Genomic DNA, 14,200 nt, shown 5'->3' with positions numbered 1-14,200 from the left:
CAACGCCCCCCGCAACAGAAGGTGGACTGACATGGATCTGGGAATCGCCGGCCGCTGGGCCCTGGTGTGTGGCGCGAGCAAGGGCCTTGGCCTGGGCTGCGCGCGTGCATTGGCGGCCGAAGGCGTGAACGTGGTCATCGTCGCCCGTGGCGAACAGGCCCTGCAGCAGGCCGCCGATGCCCTGCGCACCCTGCCCGGGGCCGGCCAGGTGGTCGCGGTGGCTGCCGATGTCACCACCGATGCCGGCCGTGCCACGGCACTGGCTGCCTGCCCGCAGGTGGACATCCTGGTCACCAACGCCGGCGGCCCGCCGGCCGGGGACTTCCGCCAGTTCGAGCGCGATGACTGGATCGCCGCACTGGATGCCAACATGCTTGCGCCGATCGCGCTGATCCGCGCCACCGTGGACGGCATGATCGCGCGCGGTTTCGGCCGCATCGTCAACATCACCTCCTCGTCGGTGAAGGCGCCGATCGACATCCTGGCGCTGTCCAACGGTGCGCGTTCCGGGCTGACCGGCTTCGTCGCCGGGCTGGCGCGGCGCACGGTGTCGGCCAACGTCACCATCAACAACCTGCTGCCGGGCCAGTTCGACACCGACCGCCTGCGCGGCAACTTCGCCTTCCTGGCCAAGCAGCAGCAGGCCGATGCGGAGGCCATCGCCGAGCAGAAACGCCGCCACATTCCCGCCGGGCGCTTTGGCCAGCCGGATGAGTTCGGCGCGGCCTGTGCGTTCCTGTGCAGTGCACAGGCCGGCTACCTCACCGGGCAGAACCTGCTGATCGACGGCGGCGCCTACCCGGGCACCTTCTGACGCCGCACCCCGCAGCACCGAGAACCGCATGAACCAGCGTACCGATCCCCGTCCTGATCCCCGCCATGTGCGCCGCGCGTTTTCCCGCGCCGCCGCCACCTACGATGCGGCCGCCGCGCTGCAGCGTGAAGTGCAGCAGCGCCTGATGGAATCGCTGGAGTACCTGGAAGCCCGCGTGCCGGACGTGGTGCTGGATGTGGGCGCGGGCACCGGCCACGCTAGTGCGTTGATGAAGAAGCGCTGGCCGAAGGCGCAGGTGATCGCGCTGGACGTGGCCGAACCGATGCTGGCGCAGGCCAAACGCCAGGCCGGCTGGTGGAAGCCGTTCCAGCGCGTGTGCGCCAGCGCCACCGCGCTGCCGCTGGCCGACAACAGCGTGGATGTGATCTTCAGCAATCTGTGCCTGCAGTACGTGGATGACCTGTCGGCGGTGTTCGCCGGCTTCCGCCGCGTGCTGAAGCCCGGTGGCCTGCTGCTGTGTTCCACCCACGGGCCGGAGACGCTGATCGAACTGGCCGAGGCCTTCCACGCCGCCGACGAGCAGCCGCACGTGAGCCGCTTCGCACCCATCGCCCAGTTCGGCGATGCGTTGATGATGGCCGGATTCCGCGATCCCGTCCTGGATCGCGATCTGTTCACCCTGACCTACGACGACCTGCCGGCGCTGATGGCCGAGCTGCGGGCGCTGGGCGCGACCAACGCGCGGCTGGATCGCCGCCGCGCGCTGACCGGGCCGGGACGCTTCAAGGCGGCGGCCGCGGCGTACGAACCGATGCGGCGCGCCGACGGCAAGCTGCCCAGCAGCTGGGATGTGATCTATGCCCACGCATGGGCGCCGCAGGCCGGCGCGCCGATCCGCGAACAGGGCCAGGACATCGCGGCCGTGCCGCTGTCGGCGATTCCGATCCGCCGCCGGCCGGGGTGAGGACCGTCTTTGGTGGGTGACGACCAACGGCCGTCATCCCCTAGAAGCGGGTCATCACCCACTCGCCTGCATGAACAGGTCGCGGTGGAAGAAGTAGATTTCCTGCGCCAGGAAACGCCAGCTGGTGTGGAAGCTGCGGAAGCGCGTGCTCGGCGTGGACGAGGCCAGTGCATCGATGCCCATCGCACGGCTCAGCCGCAGCGCGCGTGCCATGTGCAGCGGATCGCTGACGATGATCACCCGGTGCAGCTCGTGCTGGTCCATCAGCCGCTTGGCTTCGACCAGGTTCTGCACGGTGTTGCGTGACTGGGTTTCGATCAGGATCGCCTTCGCCGGTACGCCCTGCTTCAGGGCATAGCGCCGTGCCACCTGCGATTCGGAAAAGCGCGCACCGCTGCCGCCATAGCCGCCGGTGAAGATCAGCAGCGGCGCGTAGCCGGCTTCGTACAGGTCGAGTCCGTGGCGGATGCGCTCCTGGAACACCGGCGACGGCTTGGCGTCATAGGCGGCGGCACCGAGCACGATGATCGCATCGGCCTTGGCCGCCTGGTCGCGCTCGCCGATCCACATGATCCAGCCGGTCACGCCCAGCAGCCATACCAGCACCAGCACGAACAGGCGCCACATCCAGCCAAGCAGGCCGACACGGTGGCGGCTCATGCGGCAGACCACGGCAATGCGTCGATATCCACGTTGCCACCGGACAGCACCAGTCCCACGCGCAGGCCGGCGAAGCGCTGCGGCTGCGCCAGTACCGCGGCCAGGGCAATCGCCGACGACGGTTCCACGGTCTGCTTGAGCACCTGCCACAGCAGGCGCATGGCGGCCACGGTGGCGGCATCGTCAACCACGATCACCTCCGCCCCGGCAGCCTGCAGCAGCTGGAAATTGGGCGCGCCGAGCGTGCCGCGCAGGCCATCGCAGACCGTATCGGGCACGAAGTCGATGCGACGCTCACCCGCCTGCAGCGAGCGCGCGGTGTCGTCGGCACCGGCCGGTTCGGCCAGTACCAGGCGGGTACGCGGGGACACCTGCTGCAGCGCCAGCGCGGTGCCAGCGGCCAGCCCACCCCCGCCCACCGGCACCACCACCACGTCGAAGGGACCTTCGGCCTGCAGCAGTTCCAGCGCGGCGGTGCCCTGCCCGGCAATCACCGCCGCGTCGGCATACGGGTGCACCAGGGTGGCGCCGGTATCGGCCTGGACCTGGGCGCACACCGCCTCACGCGCGGCGATGGTCGGCGCGCAGTGCCACAGCGTGGCGCCGTGGCGGGCGATGTTGGCCAGCTTGGCGGCCACCGCGCCGTCGGGCACCACCACATGGCAGGCGATCCCGCGGGTGCGCGCGGCCAGCGCCAACGCAGCGCCGTGGTTGCCGGAAGAATGGGTCACTACCCCGGCCGATGCCCGGTCGGCGGACAGCGACCACACCGCGTTGCAGGCGCCGCGGAACTTGAACGCGCCGCTGCGCTGCAGGTGTTCCGCCTTGAAGGCCAGCTGCGCGCCGGCCAGCGCATCGAGCGTCTGCGAGCGCAGCACGGGCGTCACTGCCGCATGCGGCGCGATCCGCGCGGCGGCTTCAAGTACAGCTTGGGCCGGGGGTGGTAGCGCCTCGTTCATCTGCAAAGATTAACGTATGCCCTACCCGCTCGCAGCGCCTGTAGCCGTCCCTATCGGGTCGATTGCCAACCATTCATGCTTGGGCGTGTGGATTTAGCGGCGATTCAATGCGAAAGGCTAAGCTGGAGTCCTCACCTTGGGGGGCCGTGTCATGAAGATGCGCTTGATGGTTGCCGGAGGCCTGCTGTTGGCTTTGTCCGGCTGCGCCACGTACGACTATGTCGGCGGCGGTGGCGGCAGTGGCTATTACCACGGCGCGCCTTCCACGGAATACCGCTATCCGGCGGGCTATCCGTATGGCTATGGCGGCAGCCCCTATGGTTACGGCAGCGGCTACTACGGCGGTGGCTACTACGGTGGCGGCTATGGCTACGGCTACCCGGTCTATCGTCCCTACCCGAATTACCGGCCGCCGCACCATGGCCACCGTCCGCCGGGCAATCGTCCGCCGCCGGACCGTCCGCGTCCACCCACTACCCGCCCGCCCGGCAACAACGGCGGCTCACCATGGCGCAACCTGAATGGCAACACCCGTCCATCGCGTCCGCCGCAGGGCATGAACCGTCCGCAACAGCAGGTACGCCCTTCAGCGCCGCCACGCCCGGCGTCGGCGCCGCGTCCCAGTGGTTCGCCATGGCGAAACTTGAACCGCGCCACAGAACGACAGCAGGAGCGGTGATCGGCTCTTGAACCTTCTGTCAGGAAGGTTCAAAGTAGGCCCGGATTGACCCGCCGCGTCCAAAAGTGACAAATTCGACGCAGCCGGTCATACGATCTACGTCGATATCCGCCAGGAACATCTGGATCCCCCCTGTTCCGGCCCTGTCGGATGTCGGCACCTAAAAAGACAAGGCCCCGCGCAAGCGGGGCCTTGTTGTTTCAGCGGTTGTTGCAGGTGGAACAGCCTTGCTCCGGTGTCCCGGAAAAAAACAGGGCCGGGCAGTCCCCCGACTGCCGGCCCTACGCTTCCCCAGTGTGCATCTGGACCAGCCCCTGTTCCAATTCCGGTCCGTAGCGCCAATGGCGCCGATCACGCTGGGTGCTATGGATATATCTGCAGGTTCCATGCCAACTTTAGGGTCGATTCACGAATCTGCGCGGGTTTCTTTGCGGCAGGCGGCGAAAGGAATCTGACCCCGGCTGCGATTGGCGCTAAAATCGCCACCCTCCAAGGCGCCTGCGCCTTCCCAACCGATGGCTGCGGCCACCCCCTGCGTTCCCCATGACCGACTCCTTCCATCGTTACGACGTCATCGTCATCGGCGGCGGCCACGCCGGCACCGAGGCGGCCCTGGCCGCGGCACGCGGTGGCGCGCGCACGCTGCTGCTCACCCACAACATCGAAACCGTGGGCGCGATGAGCTGCAACCCGGCGATCGGCGGCATCGGCAAGGGCCACCTGGTCAAGGAAATCGATGCGTTGGGTGGGGCGATGGCACATGCCGCCGACCGCGCCGGCATCCAGTGGCGCACCTTGAACGCGTCCAAGGGACCGGCGGTGCGCGCCACCCGCTGCCAGGCCGACCGCAACCTGTACCGCATGGCGATCCGCGCCATCGTGGAAGCGCAGCCGAATCTCACCGTGTTCCAGGCCGCCGTGGATGACCTGGTCATCGAAGGCGACCAGGTGCGTGGCGTGCTCACCCAGACCGGCCTGCGCTTCGACGCGGCGGCGGTGGTGCTGACCGCTGGTACCTTCCTGGCTGGCAAGATCCACGTCGGGCCGACCCAGTACGCCGCCGGCCGCATGGGCGACCCGCCGGCCACCACGCTGGCCGCGCGCCTGCGTGAACGCCCATTCCAGGTGGACCGGCTGAAGACCGGCACCCCGCCGCGCATCGACGGCCGTTCGCTGGATTACAGCGTGATGGACGAACAGCCCGGTGACGATCCGCGGCCGGTGATGTCTTTCCTCGGCTCGGTGGATGAGCATCCGCCGCAGGTCAGCTGCTGGATCACCCACACCAGCGCGCGCACCCACGACATCATCCGCGAGTCGCTGCACCGCTCGCCGCTGTACAGCGGGCAGATCGAAGGCATCGGCCCGCGTTACTGCCCGTCCATCGAAGACAAGGTGGTGCGCTTTGCCGAAAAGGAGAGCCACCAGATCTTCGTCGAACCCGAAGGCGTGGGCATCGTGGAGATCTACCCCAACGGCATTTCCACCTCGCTGCCCTTCGATGTGCAGCTGGCGATGGTGCGCAGCATCCGCGGCTTCGAGCACGCGCATATCACCCGTCCCGGCTACGCCATCGAATACGACTACTTCGATCCGCGCGGGCTGAAGGCATCGCTGGAAACCAAGACCGTGGGCGGGCTGTTCTTCGCCGGCCAGATCAACGGCACCACCGGTTACGAAGAGGCGGCCGCGCAGGGCCTGCTGGCCGGCCTGAATGCCGCCCGCCAGGTGCGTGGGCTGGACGGCTGGTGCCCGCGCCGCGATGAGGCCTACCTGGGCGTGCTGGTGGACGACCTGATCACCCACGGCACCACCGAGCCGTACCGCATGTTCACCAGCCGCGCCGAATACCGGCTGCAGCTGCGCGAAGACAATGCCGACCAGCGGCTGACCCCGGTCGGCCGCGAGATGGGCCTGGTGGATGACCGCCGCTGGGCGGCGTTCGAGACCAAGCAGGCCGCGGTGGGCGCTGAAAGTGCCCGCCTGCGCGCGGTCTGGGCCACGCCGGGCAACGCACTGGGGCGCGAAGTTGAACAGGTGCTGGGCGTGGCGGTGAGCCGCGAAACCAACGTGCTGGACCTGATCAAGCGCCCGGAACTGGACTACGCCAAGCTGATGCAGGTGCCCTCGCTGGGCCCGGGCGTGGACGATGCGAAGGTGGCCGAGCAGGTGGAGATCGGCGTCAAGTACGCCGGCTACCTGGACCGCCAGCGCGAGGAGATAGAGCGCCAGCAGCGGCACGAATCCACGCCGATCACCGAGGGCTTCGATTATGCGATCGTGCACGGGTTGTCGGCCGAGGCGCTGCAGAAACTGGAGCGCGTGCGGCCGCAGACCATCGGCCAGGCGCAGCGCATCCCCGGCATGACCCCGGCGGCGATTTCGCTGCTGCTGGTGCACCTGGAGCGTTCGCGCCGCGGCCGCGTGGCGTAGGTCGGCGGGCCTGCGATCCGCTGCGCTCGCCGAGCATGGCTCGGCGCTACCGTTATCAGCCGAGGATCGCTCGGCGCTACCCTTTCTGCCGGGCAGGGCCCGGCGCTACACCGGAGAAGCCGATGAACCCGCTGCGCCCCTTCCGCGACAAGATGCCGGTGCTCGGCGCGCGTGCCTACGTCGATCCTGCCTGCACAATCATCGGTGATGTGGAAATCGGCGAGGACGCATCGGTCTGGCCGGGCACGGTGATCCGCGGTGACGTCAACTTCGTGCGCATCGGCGCGCGCACCAACGTGCAGGACGGGACCATCATCCACGTCAGCCACCACAGCCCGTTCAACAAGGCCGGCTTTCCCACGCTGATCGGCGAAGGCGTGACGGTCGGCCATGGCTGCATCATCCATGCGTGCAGCATCGGCGACTACAGCCTGATCGGCATGGGCGCCTGCATCCTCGATGGCGCGCGGGTGGAGAAGCATGGCTTCGTCGGTGCCGGTGCGGTGGTGGGCCCGGGCAAGGTGGTGGGTGAAGGCGAACTGTGGCTGGGCAACCCCGCACGCCCGGCACGCATGCTGAAGGACAGCGAGATCGAAGCGCTGCACTATTCTGCCGACCACTACGTGCGGCTGAAGGACGAGTACCTGGGCTGAGGTCCCAGCTGCAGGCAGCGCCGACGTCAGTCGGCTCGGTGACCCCGGCAACCTGCTAAAGTCAGGCTCCGACCCAGGACGACGTCGAGACTCACATGCCCGTGGCCGCCTGCCGGAGAGGAATCCGGCACAGATGACCGCACTGCCGATGCTGGACACCTACCGCGAAGTGGTCACGCCCGAAGGCGTGCCGTTGCAGCTGCGTGCCGCCGGCCCGCTGCCGCGCGCGCTGGCCTGGCTCATCGATTTTTCGATCCGCGCGGCCGTGCTGATCGTGCTGGCCTTTCCGCTGGCGCTGCTGGATGAGTTCGGTCGTGGACTGCACCTGGCCCTGATGTTCCTGCTGTACTGGGCCTACACCATCGTGCTCGAAGCGGTCTGGGGCCAGACCCTGGGCAAGCGGGCGATGGGCCTGCGGGTGATCGCCCGCGACGGGGCACCGGTGGGCTGGAGTGGGTCGGTCACCCGCAACCTGCTGCGCACCGTGGACATGCTGCCGTTCGGCTATGCGCTGGGGCTGCTCAGCAGCCTGTTCGATGCGCATGGCCGGCGGCTTGGCGATCTGGTCGCCGGTACCCTGGTGGTGCATGCGGAGCCGCGCATCCGTGCGCCGGCGGCCACCATCGACAGTACGCTGCCGCCACCGGTACCGCTGCGGCCGCTGGAACAATCGGCGGTGATCGCCTTCGCCGAACGCGCGCCGCTGCTGGTACCGGCACGCCAGCAGGAACTGGCGGCGATCGTCAGCCCGCTGACCGAAGCCAACGGCCAGGTCGGCGTGCTGCGCCTGTATGCCATGGCCAACTGGTTGCTGGGACGGCGATGAAGCAGGAACAGTTCGTCAGCCGGTACCAACCCGAATGGCAGGCCCTGGAAGCCTGGCTGGAGCAGCGCGCGCACCTGGGCCGTCGCCGCCGCGCGCGTGCGCCGGTGGATCCCGCGCTGCCGGCCGATGCCGAATTCCCGCAGCGCTACCGCCGCCTGTGCCAGCAGCTGGCGCTGGCCCGCCAGCGCGGTTACAGCCCGCAGCTGGTGGAACACCTGCAGCAGTTGATGCAGCGCGGCCACACGCTGCTGTACCGCACGCCGGCGTTCCGCTGGCGTGGCGTGCTGGAGTTCCTGTTCGCCGATTTCCCGCAGCTGGTGCGCAGCCAGTCCACGGTGATGTGGGTGGCGCTGGCCTTGTTCGCGGTGCCGCTGGTGGGCAGCTTCGTGGCCGTGCAGCTGCGGCCTGACCTGGTCCACCTGCTGATGGACAACGCGCGGCTGGCGCAGGTGGAACGCATGTATGACCCGTCTTCACCCAACCTGGGCCGCGACAGTGGCACCGACTGGATGATGTTCGGCTACTACATCATGAACAACATCAGCATCGGCCTGCGTACCTTCGCCAGTGGCCTGCTGGCCGGTGTCGGCACGGTGCTGGTGCTGCTGTTCAACGGCATCACCATCGGCACGGTGGCCGGGCACCTGCAGCACGTGGGCCACGGCGATCCGTTCTGGCGCTTCGTGGTCGGCCATGGTGCCTTCGAACTGACTGCCATCGTGATCGCCGGCGGCGCCGGCCTGCAGCTCGGGCTGCGGCTGGTCGCGCCCGGTCGCCTGCGCCGCCTGGATGCGCTGGTGGAAGGCGGCCGCATCGGTGCACGGCTGTGCCTGGGCGTCGCCGCGATGCTGCTGGTGGCGGCCTTCATCGAAGCGTTCTGGTCGTCCATCGCCAGCATCCCGGCGTGGGGCAAGTACAGCGTGGCCGCCGTGCTGTGGACGCTGGTGCTGCTGTGGCTGTGGCGCGGTGGCCGCGGGGATGCACATGCGGATTGACCAGCTCAACGTGGCGCTGCGTGCACGCAGCAGCTGGGAGGCGATGGAGCTGGGCACCGCGCTGGCGCGCCGCCAGCCGCGCGCGGCATGGGGTGCCTGGCTGCTGGCCAGTGCGCCGCTGTTCCTGCTGTTCAATGCACTGGCGTGGTGGCACGGCGATGCCTTTGGCTGGGCGTGGCTGCTGCTGTGGTGGTGCAAGCCGCTGTTCGAGCGCGTGGTGCTGTACGTGCTGTCACGCGATGTGTTCGGTGAGCCGGTCAGCGCATGGCAGGCACTGCGTGCGCAACGCGGGTGGGGCATCAGCGGGTTCTGGGGTTACCTGGGCTGGCGGCGCTTCAGCCCGGTGCGCAACGTGTGCCTGCCGGTGAACCTGCTGGAGGGCGCCGACGCATCGCTGCGCAGCCTGCGCCGTCGTGCGGTACTGAGCGCGGCGGCGGGTCCGTCGATGCTGCTCACGCTGCTGTGCCTCGGCTTTGAAGCCGTGCTGGTGATCGGCGCGCTGTCGGCGATCTTCCTGTTCGTCCCGGTGGAGCTGTTGAGCGATTCCTGGCGCGCGGCGTGGGAACTGGTGCGGCAGGACACCCCGGCGTGGGCGAAGTTCGGATTGAATGGCGTGTTCTGGCTGGCCGCCAGCGTGATCGGGCCGTTCCATGTGGGCGCAGGCTTCGGCCTGTACCTCAACCGCCGCACTCAGATGGAAGCATGGGACGTGGAAATCAGCTTCCGCCGCCTGCGCGAGCGCCTGCAGCAGGCAGCGCCGTTGCTGCTGCTGGTGGTGCTGTTCGCGCTGCCTGCCGCGTACGCGCCGGTGCAGGCGCAGGACACGGCACAGGACGCGACCGCCGCTGCCGACGATGAGGACAGCGAGACCGAAGAGGCGAGCGAGGAAGAGGCGCCGGCGCTGTCTCCGATAGACCCCGACGACACCCCGGCCGGCATCTTCGGCGACGCTCCGGTGGATACCGCCGGCTTCCGCCAGGCGGTGCAGCGCGCGTATGAAGATCCGCTGCAGCGCCCCACCCGGACGGTGACCGAATGGAAAACGCGTGAACCCGAGGACGAAGCCGAGCGCAGGCAACGCGAGCGGCTCAAGCGCGAAGCCGACGCAGGCAAATCCAGGGAGCTTGCCGGATCGGCCGCCAAGATGGTCGCGCTGGCGATGGAATGGGGGCTGTGGCTGCTGCTCGGCGTGGTGCTGCTGGTGCTGCTGCTGACCGCGCGGCGCTGGCTGCCGTGGCTGCGCGGGTCCGGCCGGCGCAAGGCTGCCAGCGCCAGCGCGGTGACCGAAGACTCCATCACCCTGCCCGAAGTGGTGCCGCCCGACGTGGCGACCCGCGCGCGCGAACTGTGGGATCGCGGGCTGCCGCGCCAGGCCTTGGCCCTGCTGTACCGCGCCAGCGTGGGCACGGTGGTGGAACGCAGCGGCGTGGTGCTGCCGCCCGGCGCCACCGAAGCACAGGTGCTGCGTGCTTCGCGCCGGATGCCCGATGCGCGTGACCGCGAACTGTTCGGCGCCATCGTGCGCATGTGGCAGTACGCCGCCTACGGCAACCGCCTGCCCTCGCGCGATGCGTTTGCAGCGCTGGCCGATGCCCTGCAGGCGCAGTACCGGTGGCCGGCATGAAGGCGCGCGTGCTATGGCCGGTGTTGATCGCACTGGCGGTGCTGGTCAGCGTGCCGCTGGGCGTGTGGTTCCTGCGCACCCATGAGCAGGTGACCCGGACCGAAACGCTGCCACCGCAGGGCGAAGCCAGTTACAACCCGCTGTACGTGCTGGGCCAGGCACTGCGCGCCGATGGCCTGCAGGTGCAGGCACGCGCGCGGCTGGACATGGCGGTGATGTCACCGGCCGCCGGCGACACCGTGGTGCTGCTGCAGGACAGTGGCGAACTGCCCGCGCCGGAAGTGGCCGCGCTGCTGGCCTGGGTGCAGCGCGGCGGGCACCTGCTGGTGCGCACACCGCCAACCGGCAACGATGACGAACGCCGGGAGCCTGCGTTGCTGCAGGCGCTGGGCATCGGCAGCCTGGGCTTCGGCAGCAACTGCCAACCCTTCCAAGTGGAAGGCGAAGATCGCCACCAGGAGTTCTGCGGCGGCCGCCGTTTCGATCTCAGCGATGCCGCCCATGCCAACGTGCAGCGGCAGTGGCGCAACGAAAGCGGCCTGGTGTTCGCGCGCCTGCGCCACGGCCAGGGCAGCGTGGATGTACTGGCCGACATGGACTTCATGCGCGGCCAGCCGGAAGCCCCGTCGTTCATCGTTGCCCAGTACCGACCCAAGCGCGATCTGGACAACCCGCGCGATGGCCTGTACGACGGGCCGCACCGCGACCTTGCGCGCTACCTGCTGCAGCCGAACTACGGCAAGGGCACGATGTGGCTGGTGTATGCCAGCCGGCCGCCGTCGCTGTGGGCGCGGATGTTCTTCGAGGGATGGCCGCTGTGGCTGCCCCTGCTGCTGTCCTTGCTGGGCTGGCTGTGGATGCGCTCGCAGCGCTTCGGCAGTGAACTGCCCTCGCCGCTGGCCGAACGCCGTTCGCTGCTGGAACACGTGCGCGCCAGCGGTGAGCTGCTGCTGCGCCAGCGCCAGGGCGCCCGCCTGCATGCCGCGGTGCGTGCACTGTTCCTGCGCCGGCTGCAGGCGCGCGCGCCGATCGCCGCCGCGTTGGAAGGCGCCGCCCAGGAACAGGCCATCGCTACCCTGCTGCAGTGGCCGGAAAGCCGGGTACGCACCGCGCTGGCCGCGCCCGCCGCCAACGACCTTACCGCCCTGAAAGAGCGGATTGCCCTCCTGCTGCAGATGAGACGCCTGCTATGACCGAACTGGAAAACACCCCTTCGTCCCCGCCGCCGCTGGGTGGGCCTTCGCCGGTTGCCGGTGACTTGGTCGAACGCGTGGACGCGATCCGCGAAGCGGTCGGCCATGCCTTCATCGGCCAGCAGGACGTGCTGGACCAGATCCTGATCGCGCTGCTGGCCGGCGGCCACGTGCTGATCGAAGGCGTGCCGGGACTGGGCAAGACGCTGCTGGTGCGCGCCTTGGCGCAGGCCCTGGAACTGGACCACGGCCGGGTGCAGTTCACCCCGGACCTGATGCCCAGCGATGTCAGCGGCCACGCGGTGTACGACCCCAAGAGCGAGAGCTTCAAGATCCGTCGCGGGCCGGTGTTCACCAACCTGCTGCTGGCCGATGAGATCAACCGCGCCCCGGCCAAGACCCAGTCCGCGCTGCTGGAAGTGATGCAGGAGGGGCAGGTCACCATCGAAGGGAAATCGTTCCCGCTGGCGCCGCCGTTCATGGCCCTGGCCACGCAGAACCCGGTGGAACAGGAAGGGACCTACCCGCTTCCCGAAGCGCAGCTGGATCGCTTCCTGCTGAAGATCATCATCGATTACCCGGCGCTGGAAGAAGAGAAGCGCATGGTCGATGCGGTCACCACCGGGCGCAGCGCCAGCGACTTCGACCTGCAGCGCGTGCCGCGCGTGCTGAGTGCCGGCGAGGTGGTCGCGCTGCAGCAGGCGACCGCCGCCATCACCGTGGATGCCGAAGTGATCGACTATGCGGTGCGCATCGTCGCCGCCACCCGCAAATGGCCGGGGATCGCACTCGGTGCGGGGCCGCGCGGCAGCATCGCGCTGGTGCGGGCCGCGCGTGCGCAGGCGTTGCTGTCCGGCCGTGATTTCGTCACCCCGGACGACGTGCGCGATATCGCACGCCCGGCCTTGCGCCACCGCATCGCGCTGGCCCCGGAGCTGCAGATCGAAGGCCAGGGCGCGGACGATGTGCTGTCGGCGCTGCTGGCCAAGGTGGACGCTCCGCGCCGATGAGGCCTGCCCTGCCCCTGCTGTGGCTGTTGCTGGCGTGGGCCGGCGTGGGTGGCGTGGTGCTGGCCGGCGCGCTGCCGCGCTGGAGCTGGTGGGCGCTGCTGGCGACGCTGCTGCTGATCGGCCTGGTCGACCTGCTGCGCCTGCGCCGGCTGCCGTCGCCCGGCGTGCAGCGGCACATGCCGGAGTCGTTGGCGCTGGACGTGCGCCGCGCGGTAAAGCTGAGCCTGCAGGCCGGGCAACCGATGCGGCTGGAGGTGTTCGACCTGGTGCCGGGTGCGTGGCACAGCGAAGGCCTACCGCGACGGCTGCGCCTGCGTGCCGGCTTTGCGACCACGCTGGAGTACCACGTGCAGCCGCCGCAGCGGGGCGCGTTCCGCTTCGAAGGCGTGCAACTGCGCCTGCAGTCGCCATGGCGGCTGTGGACGCAGCGACGCAGCGTGCCGCCTGCCCTCGATGTGCGGGTGTTCCCGAACTTCGTGCCGTTGACCCGCTTTGCCTTGTTCAGTGCCGAACAGGCCTCGCGCATGGTTGGCGCACACCTCAAGCGCCGGCGCGGCGAAGGCACCGATTTCCACCAGATGCGCGAGTACCGCATCGGTGACAGCCTGCGGCAGATCGACTGGAAGGCCACCTCGCGCGCGCGCCGGCTGGTATCGCGCGAGTACCAGGACGAAAAGAACCAGCAGATGCTGCTGATGCTCGATACCGGTCGCCGGATGATGGCCAGCGACGGCGGGCTTTCTCACTTTGACCAGGTATTGAACGCCGCGCTGGTGCTGTCCTACCTGGCACTGCGCCAGGGCGACGGTGTCGGCCTGCACGCCATTGGTGGCGAGCCGCGCTGGGTGGCGCCCAAGCGCGGCATGGGCACCATCGACGACCTGCTTCGCGCCAGCCATGACCTGCAGCCAAAGCCGGTGGCGACCGACTACCTGGCCGCGGCTACCCGGCTTTCGGTCCTGCAGCGGCGGCGGGCGCTGGTGATGCTGGTGACCAACGTGCGCGACGAGGACATCGAAGACCTGCTGGCCGCGGTGAAGCTTCTGCAGCGGCGCCATCTGGTGTGCGTGGCCAGCCTGCGCGAACAGGTGCTGGACCAGGCACTGCAGCAGCCGGTGCTGGAGCCCACCGATGCCGCCCACGCCGGCGCCGCGGCGATGTACCTGGAACAGCGTGCGCAGGCGCACGATGCGCTGCGCAGCCATGGCGTGATGGTGCTGGATGTCACCGCCGACGCGCTGCCCGGCGCGCTGGTGGAACGCTACCTGTCGGTGAAGCGCGACGGCTTGCTGTAACCGGGTAGTGACGGCCGCTGGCCGTCCGTACGGTAGTGACGGCCGCTGGCCGTCAATCACCCAATGCCGACAAAAAGCCGCCGGGCATGGCGCGGCGCCACCGGCTGCCGGCCCGGCCTTGGCAGGTGACGACC

General features: G+C 69.1%; 13 protein-coding genes. 11 read left to right on the top strand and 2 right to left on the bottom strand.

Annotation, left to right across the window (positions count from 1 at the left end; genetic code table 11):
• Positions 1-31: 31 nt before the first annotated feature.
• Together QE373_RS01110 and bioC are read left to right on the top strand one after the other, a co-directional pair.
• Positions 32-814 (top strand): SDR family oxidoreductase, encoded by a 783-nt coding sequence (locus QE373_RS01110; RefSeq protein ID WP_309682606.1) that lies wholly within the window; start codon positions 32-34, stop codon positions 812-814.
• Between the two features lie 28 nt (positions 815-842).
• Entirely contained in the window at positions 843-1,739 is an 897-nt protein-coding gene (gene bioC, locus QE373_RS01105; protein WP_309682603.1) for a malonyl-ACP O-methyltransferase BioC, read from the top strand.
• A gap of 54 nt (positions 1,740-1,793) precedes the next feature.
• On the opposite strand, the gene QE373_RS01100 is transcribed toward bioC, so the two are convergent.
• Both QE373_RS01100 and QE373_RS01095 read right to left on the bottom strand, forming a co-directional pair.
• Positions 1,794-2,399, bottom strand: a complete 606-nt coding sequence (locus tag QE373_RS01100) for a YdcF family protein (protein ID WP_057508535.1) — start codon at positions 2,397-2,399, stop codon at positions 1,794-1,796.
• Entirely contained in the window at positions 2,396-3,358 is a 963-nt protein-coding gene (locus tag QE373_RS01095; RefSeq protein WP_309682601.1) for a pyridoxal-phosphate dependent enzyme, read from the bottom strand. Before QE373_RS01095 ends, QE373_RS01100 begins: the two co-directional genes overlap by 4 nt.
• A 151-nt stretch (positions 3,359-3,509) precedes the next feature.
• Between QE373_RS01095 and QE373_RS01090 the strand changes: the two genes are divergently transcribed.
• From QE373_RS01090 to QE373_RS01050, 9 genes are all read left to right on the top strand, one after another.
• Positions 3,510-4,037, top strand: coding sequence for a hypothetical protein (locus QE373_RS01090; protein WP_309682599.1), 528 nt, complete (start codon positions 3,510-3,512; stop codon positions 4,035-4,037).
• A 543-nt stretch (positions 4,038-4,580) separates the two neighbouring features.
• On the top strand, positions 4,581-6,470 hold the full coding sequence (gene mnmG / locus QE373_RS01085; protein ID WP_309682597.1) for a tRNA uridine-5-carboxymethylaminomethyl(34) synthesis enzyme MnmG: 1,890 nt from the start codon (positions 4,581-4,583) through the stop codon (positions 6,468-6,470).
• A 122-nt stretch (positions 6,471-6,592) separates the two neighbouring features.
• Entirely contained in the window at positions 6,593-7,123 is a 531-nt protein-coding gene (locus tag QE373_RS01080; protein ID WP_123700131.1) for a gamma carbonic anhydrase family protein, read from the top strand.
• Between the two features lie 133 nt (positions 7,124-7,256).
• Complete coding sequence (locus QE373_RS01075; RefSeq protein WP_309682594.1) at positions 7,257-7,949, top strand: RDD family protein; 693 nt, start codon at positions 7,257-7,259, stop codon at positions 7,947-7,949.
• Positions 7,946-8,944: a stage II sporulation protein M gene (locus QE373_RS01070; protein ID WP_309682592.1), complete on the top strand. Its 999-nt coding sequence runs from the start codon at positions 7,946-7,948 to the stop codon at positions 8,942-8,944. Before QE373_RS01075 ends, QE373_RS01070 begins: the two co-directional genes overlap by 4 nt.
• The gene (locus tag QE373_RS01065; protein ID WP_309682591.1) at positions 8,934-10,568 is read left to right on the top strand and encodes a DUF4129 domain-containing protein; all 1,635 of its coding nucleotides are present in this window, start codon (positions 8,934-8,936) and stop codon (positions 10,566-10,568) included. The genes QE373_RS01070 and QE373_RS01065 overlap by 11 nt, the downstream gene beginning before the upstream one ends.
• Positions 10,565-11,761, top strand: coding sequence for a DUF4350 domain-containing protein (locus tag QE373_RS01060; protein WP_309682589.1), 1,197 nt, complete (start codon positions 10,565-10,567; stop codon positions 11,759-11,761). The genes QE373_RS01065 and QE373_RS01060 overlap by 4 nt, the downstream gene beginning before the upstream one ends.
• Positions 11,758-12,771 (top strand): MoxR family ATPase, encoded by a 1,014-nt coding sequence (locus tag QE373_RS01055; protein WP_309682587.1) that lies wholly within the window; start codon positions 11,758-11,760, stop codon positions 12,769-12,771. Before QE373_RS01060 ends, QE373_RS01055 begins: the two co-directional genes overlap by 4 nt.
• Positions 12,768-14,066: a DUF58 domain-containing protein gene (locus tag QE373_RS01050; protein ID WP_309682585.1), complete on the top strand. Its 1,299-nt coding sequence runs from the start codon at positions 12,768-12,770 to the stop codon at positions 14,064-14,066. Before QE373_RS01055 ends, QE373_RS01050 begins: the two co-directional genes overlap by 4 nt.
• The last annotated feature ends 134 nt before the right edge of the window (positions 14,067-14,200 follow it).

Source organism: Stenotrophomonas sp. SORGH_AS_0321 (assembly GCF_031453215.1).
GTDB lineage: Bacteria > Pseudomonadota > Gammaproteobacteria > Xanthomonadales > Xanthomonadaceae > Stenotrophomonas > Stenotrophomonas chelatiphaga.
This window is presented reverse-complemented; position numbering and strand designations above follow the sequence as displayed.

Excerpts from the sequence above, each read along its gene's own strand:
- QE373_RS01070 (WP_309682592.1), top strand. The coding sequence starts at position 7,946 with ATGAAGCAGGAACAGTTCGTCAGCCGGTACCAACCCGAATGGCAGGCC.
- QE373_RS01090 (WP_309682599.1), top strand. The coding sequence starts at position 3,510 with ATGAAGATGCGCTTGATGGTTGCCGGAGGCCTGCTGTTGGCTTTGTCC.
- QE373_RS01060 (WP_309682589.1), top strand. The coding sequence starts at position 10,565 with ATGAAGGCGCGCGTGCTATGGCCGGTGTTGATCGCACTGGCGGTGCTG.
- QE373_RS01095 (WP_309682601.1), bottom strand. The coding sequence starts at position 3,358 with ATGAACGAGGCGCTACCACCCCCGGCCCAAGCTGTACTTGAAGCCGCC.
- QE373_RS01110 (WP_309682606.1), top strand. The coding sequence starts at position 32 with ATGGATCTGGGAATCGCCGGCCGCTGGGCCCTGGTGTGTGGCGCGAGC.
- QE373_RS01065 (WP_309682591.1), top strand. The coding sequence starts at position 8,934 with ATGCGGATTGACCAGCTCAACGTGGCGCTGCGTGCACGCAGCAGCTGG.
- QE373_RS01055 (WP_309682587.1), top strand. The coding sequence starts at position 11,758 with ATGACCGAACTGGAAAACACCCCTTCGTCCCCGCCGCCGCTGGGTGGG.
- QE373_RS01075 (WP_309682594.1), top strand. The coding sequence starts at position 7,257 with ATGACCGCACTGCCGATGCTGGACACCTACCGCGAAGTGGTCACGCCC.
- mnmG (WP_309682597.1), top strand. The coding sequence starts at position 4,581 with ATGACCGACTCCTTCCATCGTTACGACGTCATCGTCATCGGCGGCGGC.
- QE373_RS01100 (WP_057508535.1), bottom strand. The coding sequence starts at position 2,399 with ATGAGCCGCCACCGTGTCGGCCTGCTTGGCTGGATGTGGCGCCTGTTC.
- bioC (WP_309682603.1), top strand. The coding sequence starts at position 843 with ATGAACCAGCGTACCGATCCCCGTCCTGATCCCCGCCATGTGCGCCGC.
- QE373_RS01080 (WP_123700131.1), top strand. The coding sequence starts at position 6,593 with ATGAACCCGCTGCGCCCCTTCCGCGACAAGATGCCGGTGCTCGGCGCG.
- QE373_RS01050 (WP_309682585.1), top strand. The coding sequence starts at position 12,768 with ATGAGGCCTGCCCTGCCCCTGCTGTGGCTGTTGCTGGCGTGGGCCGGC.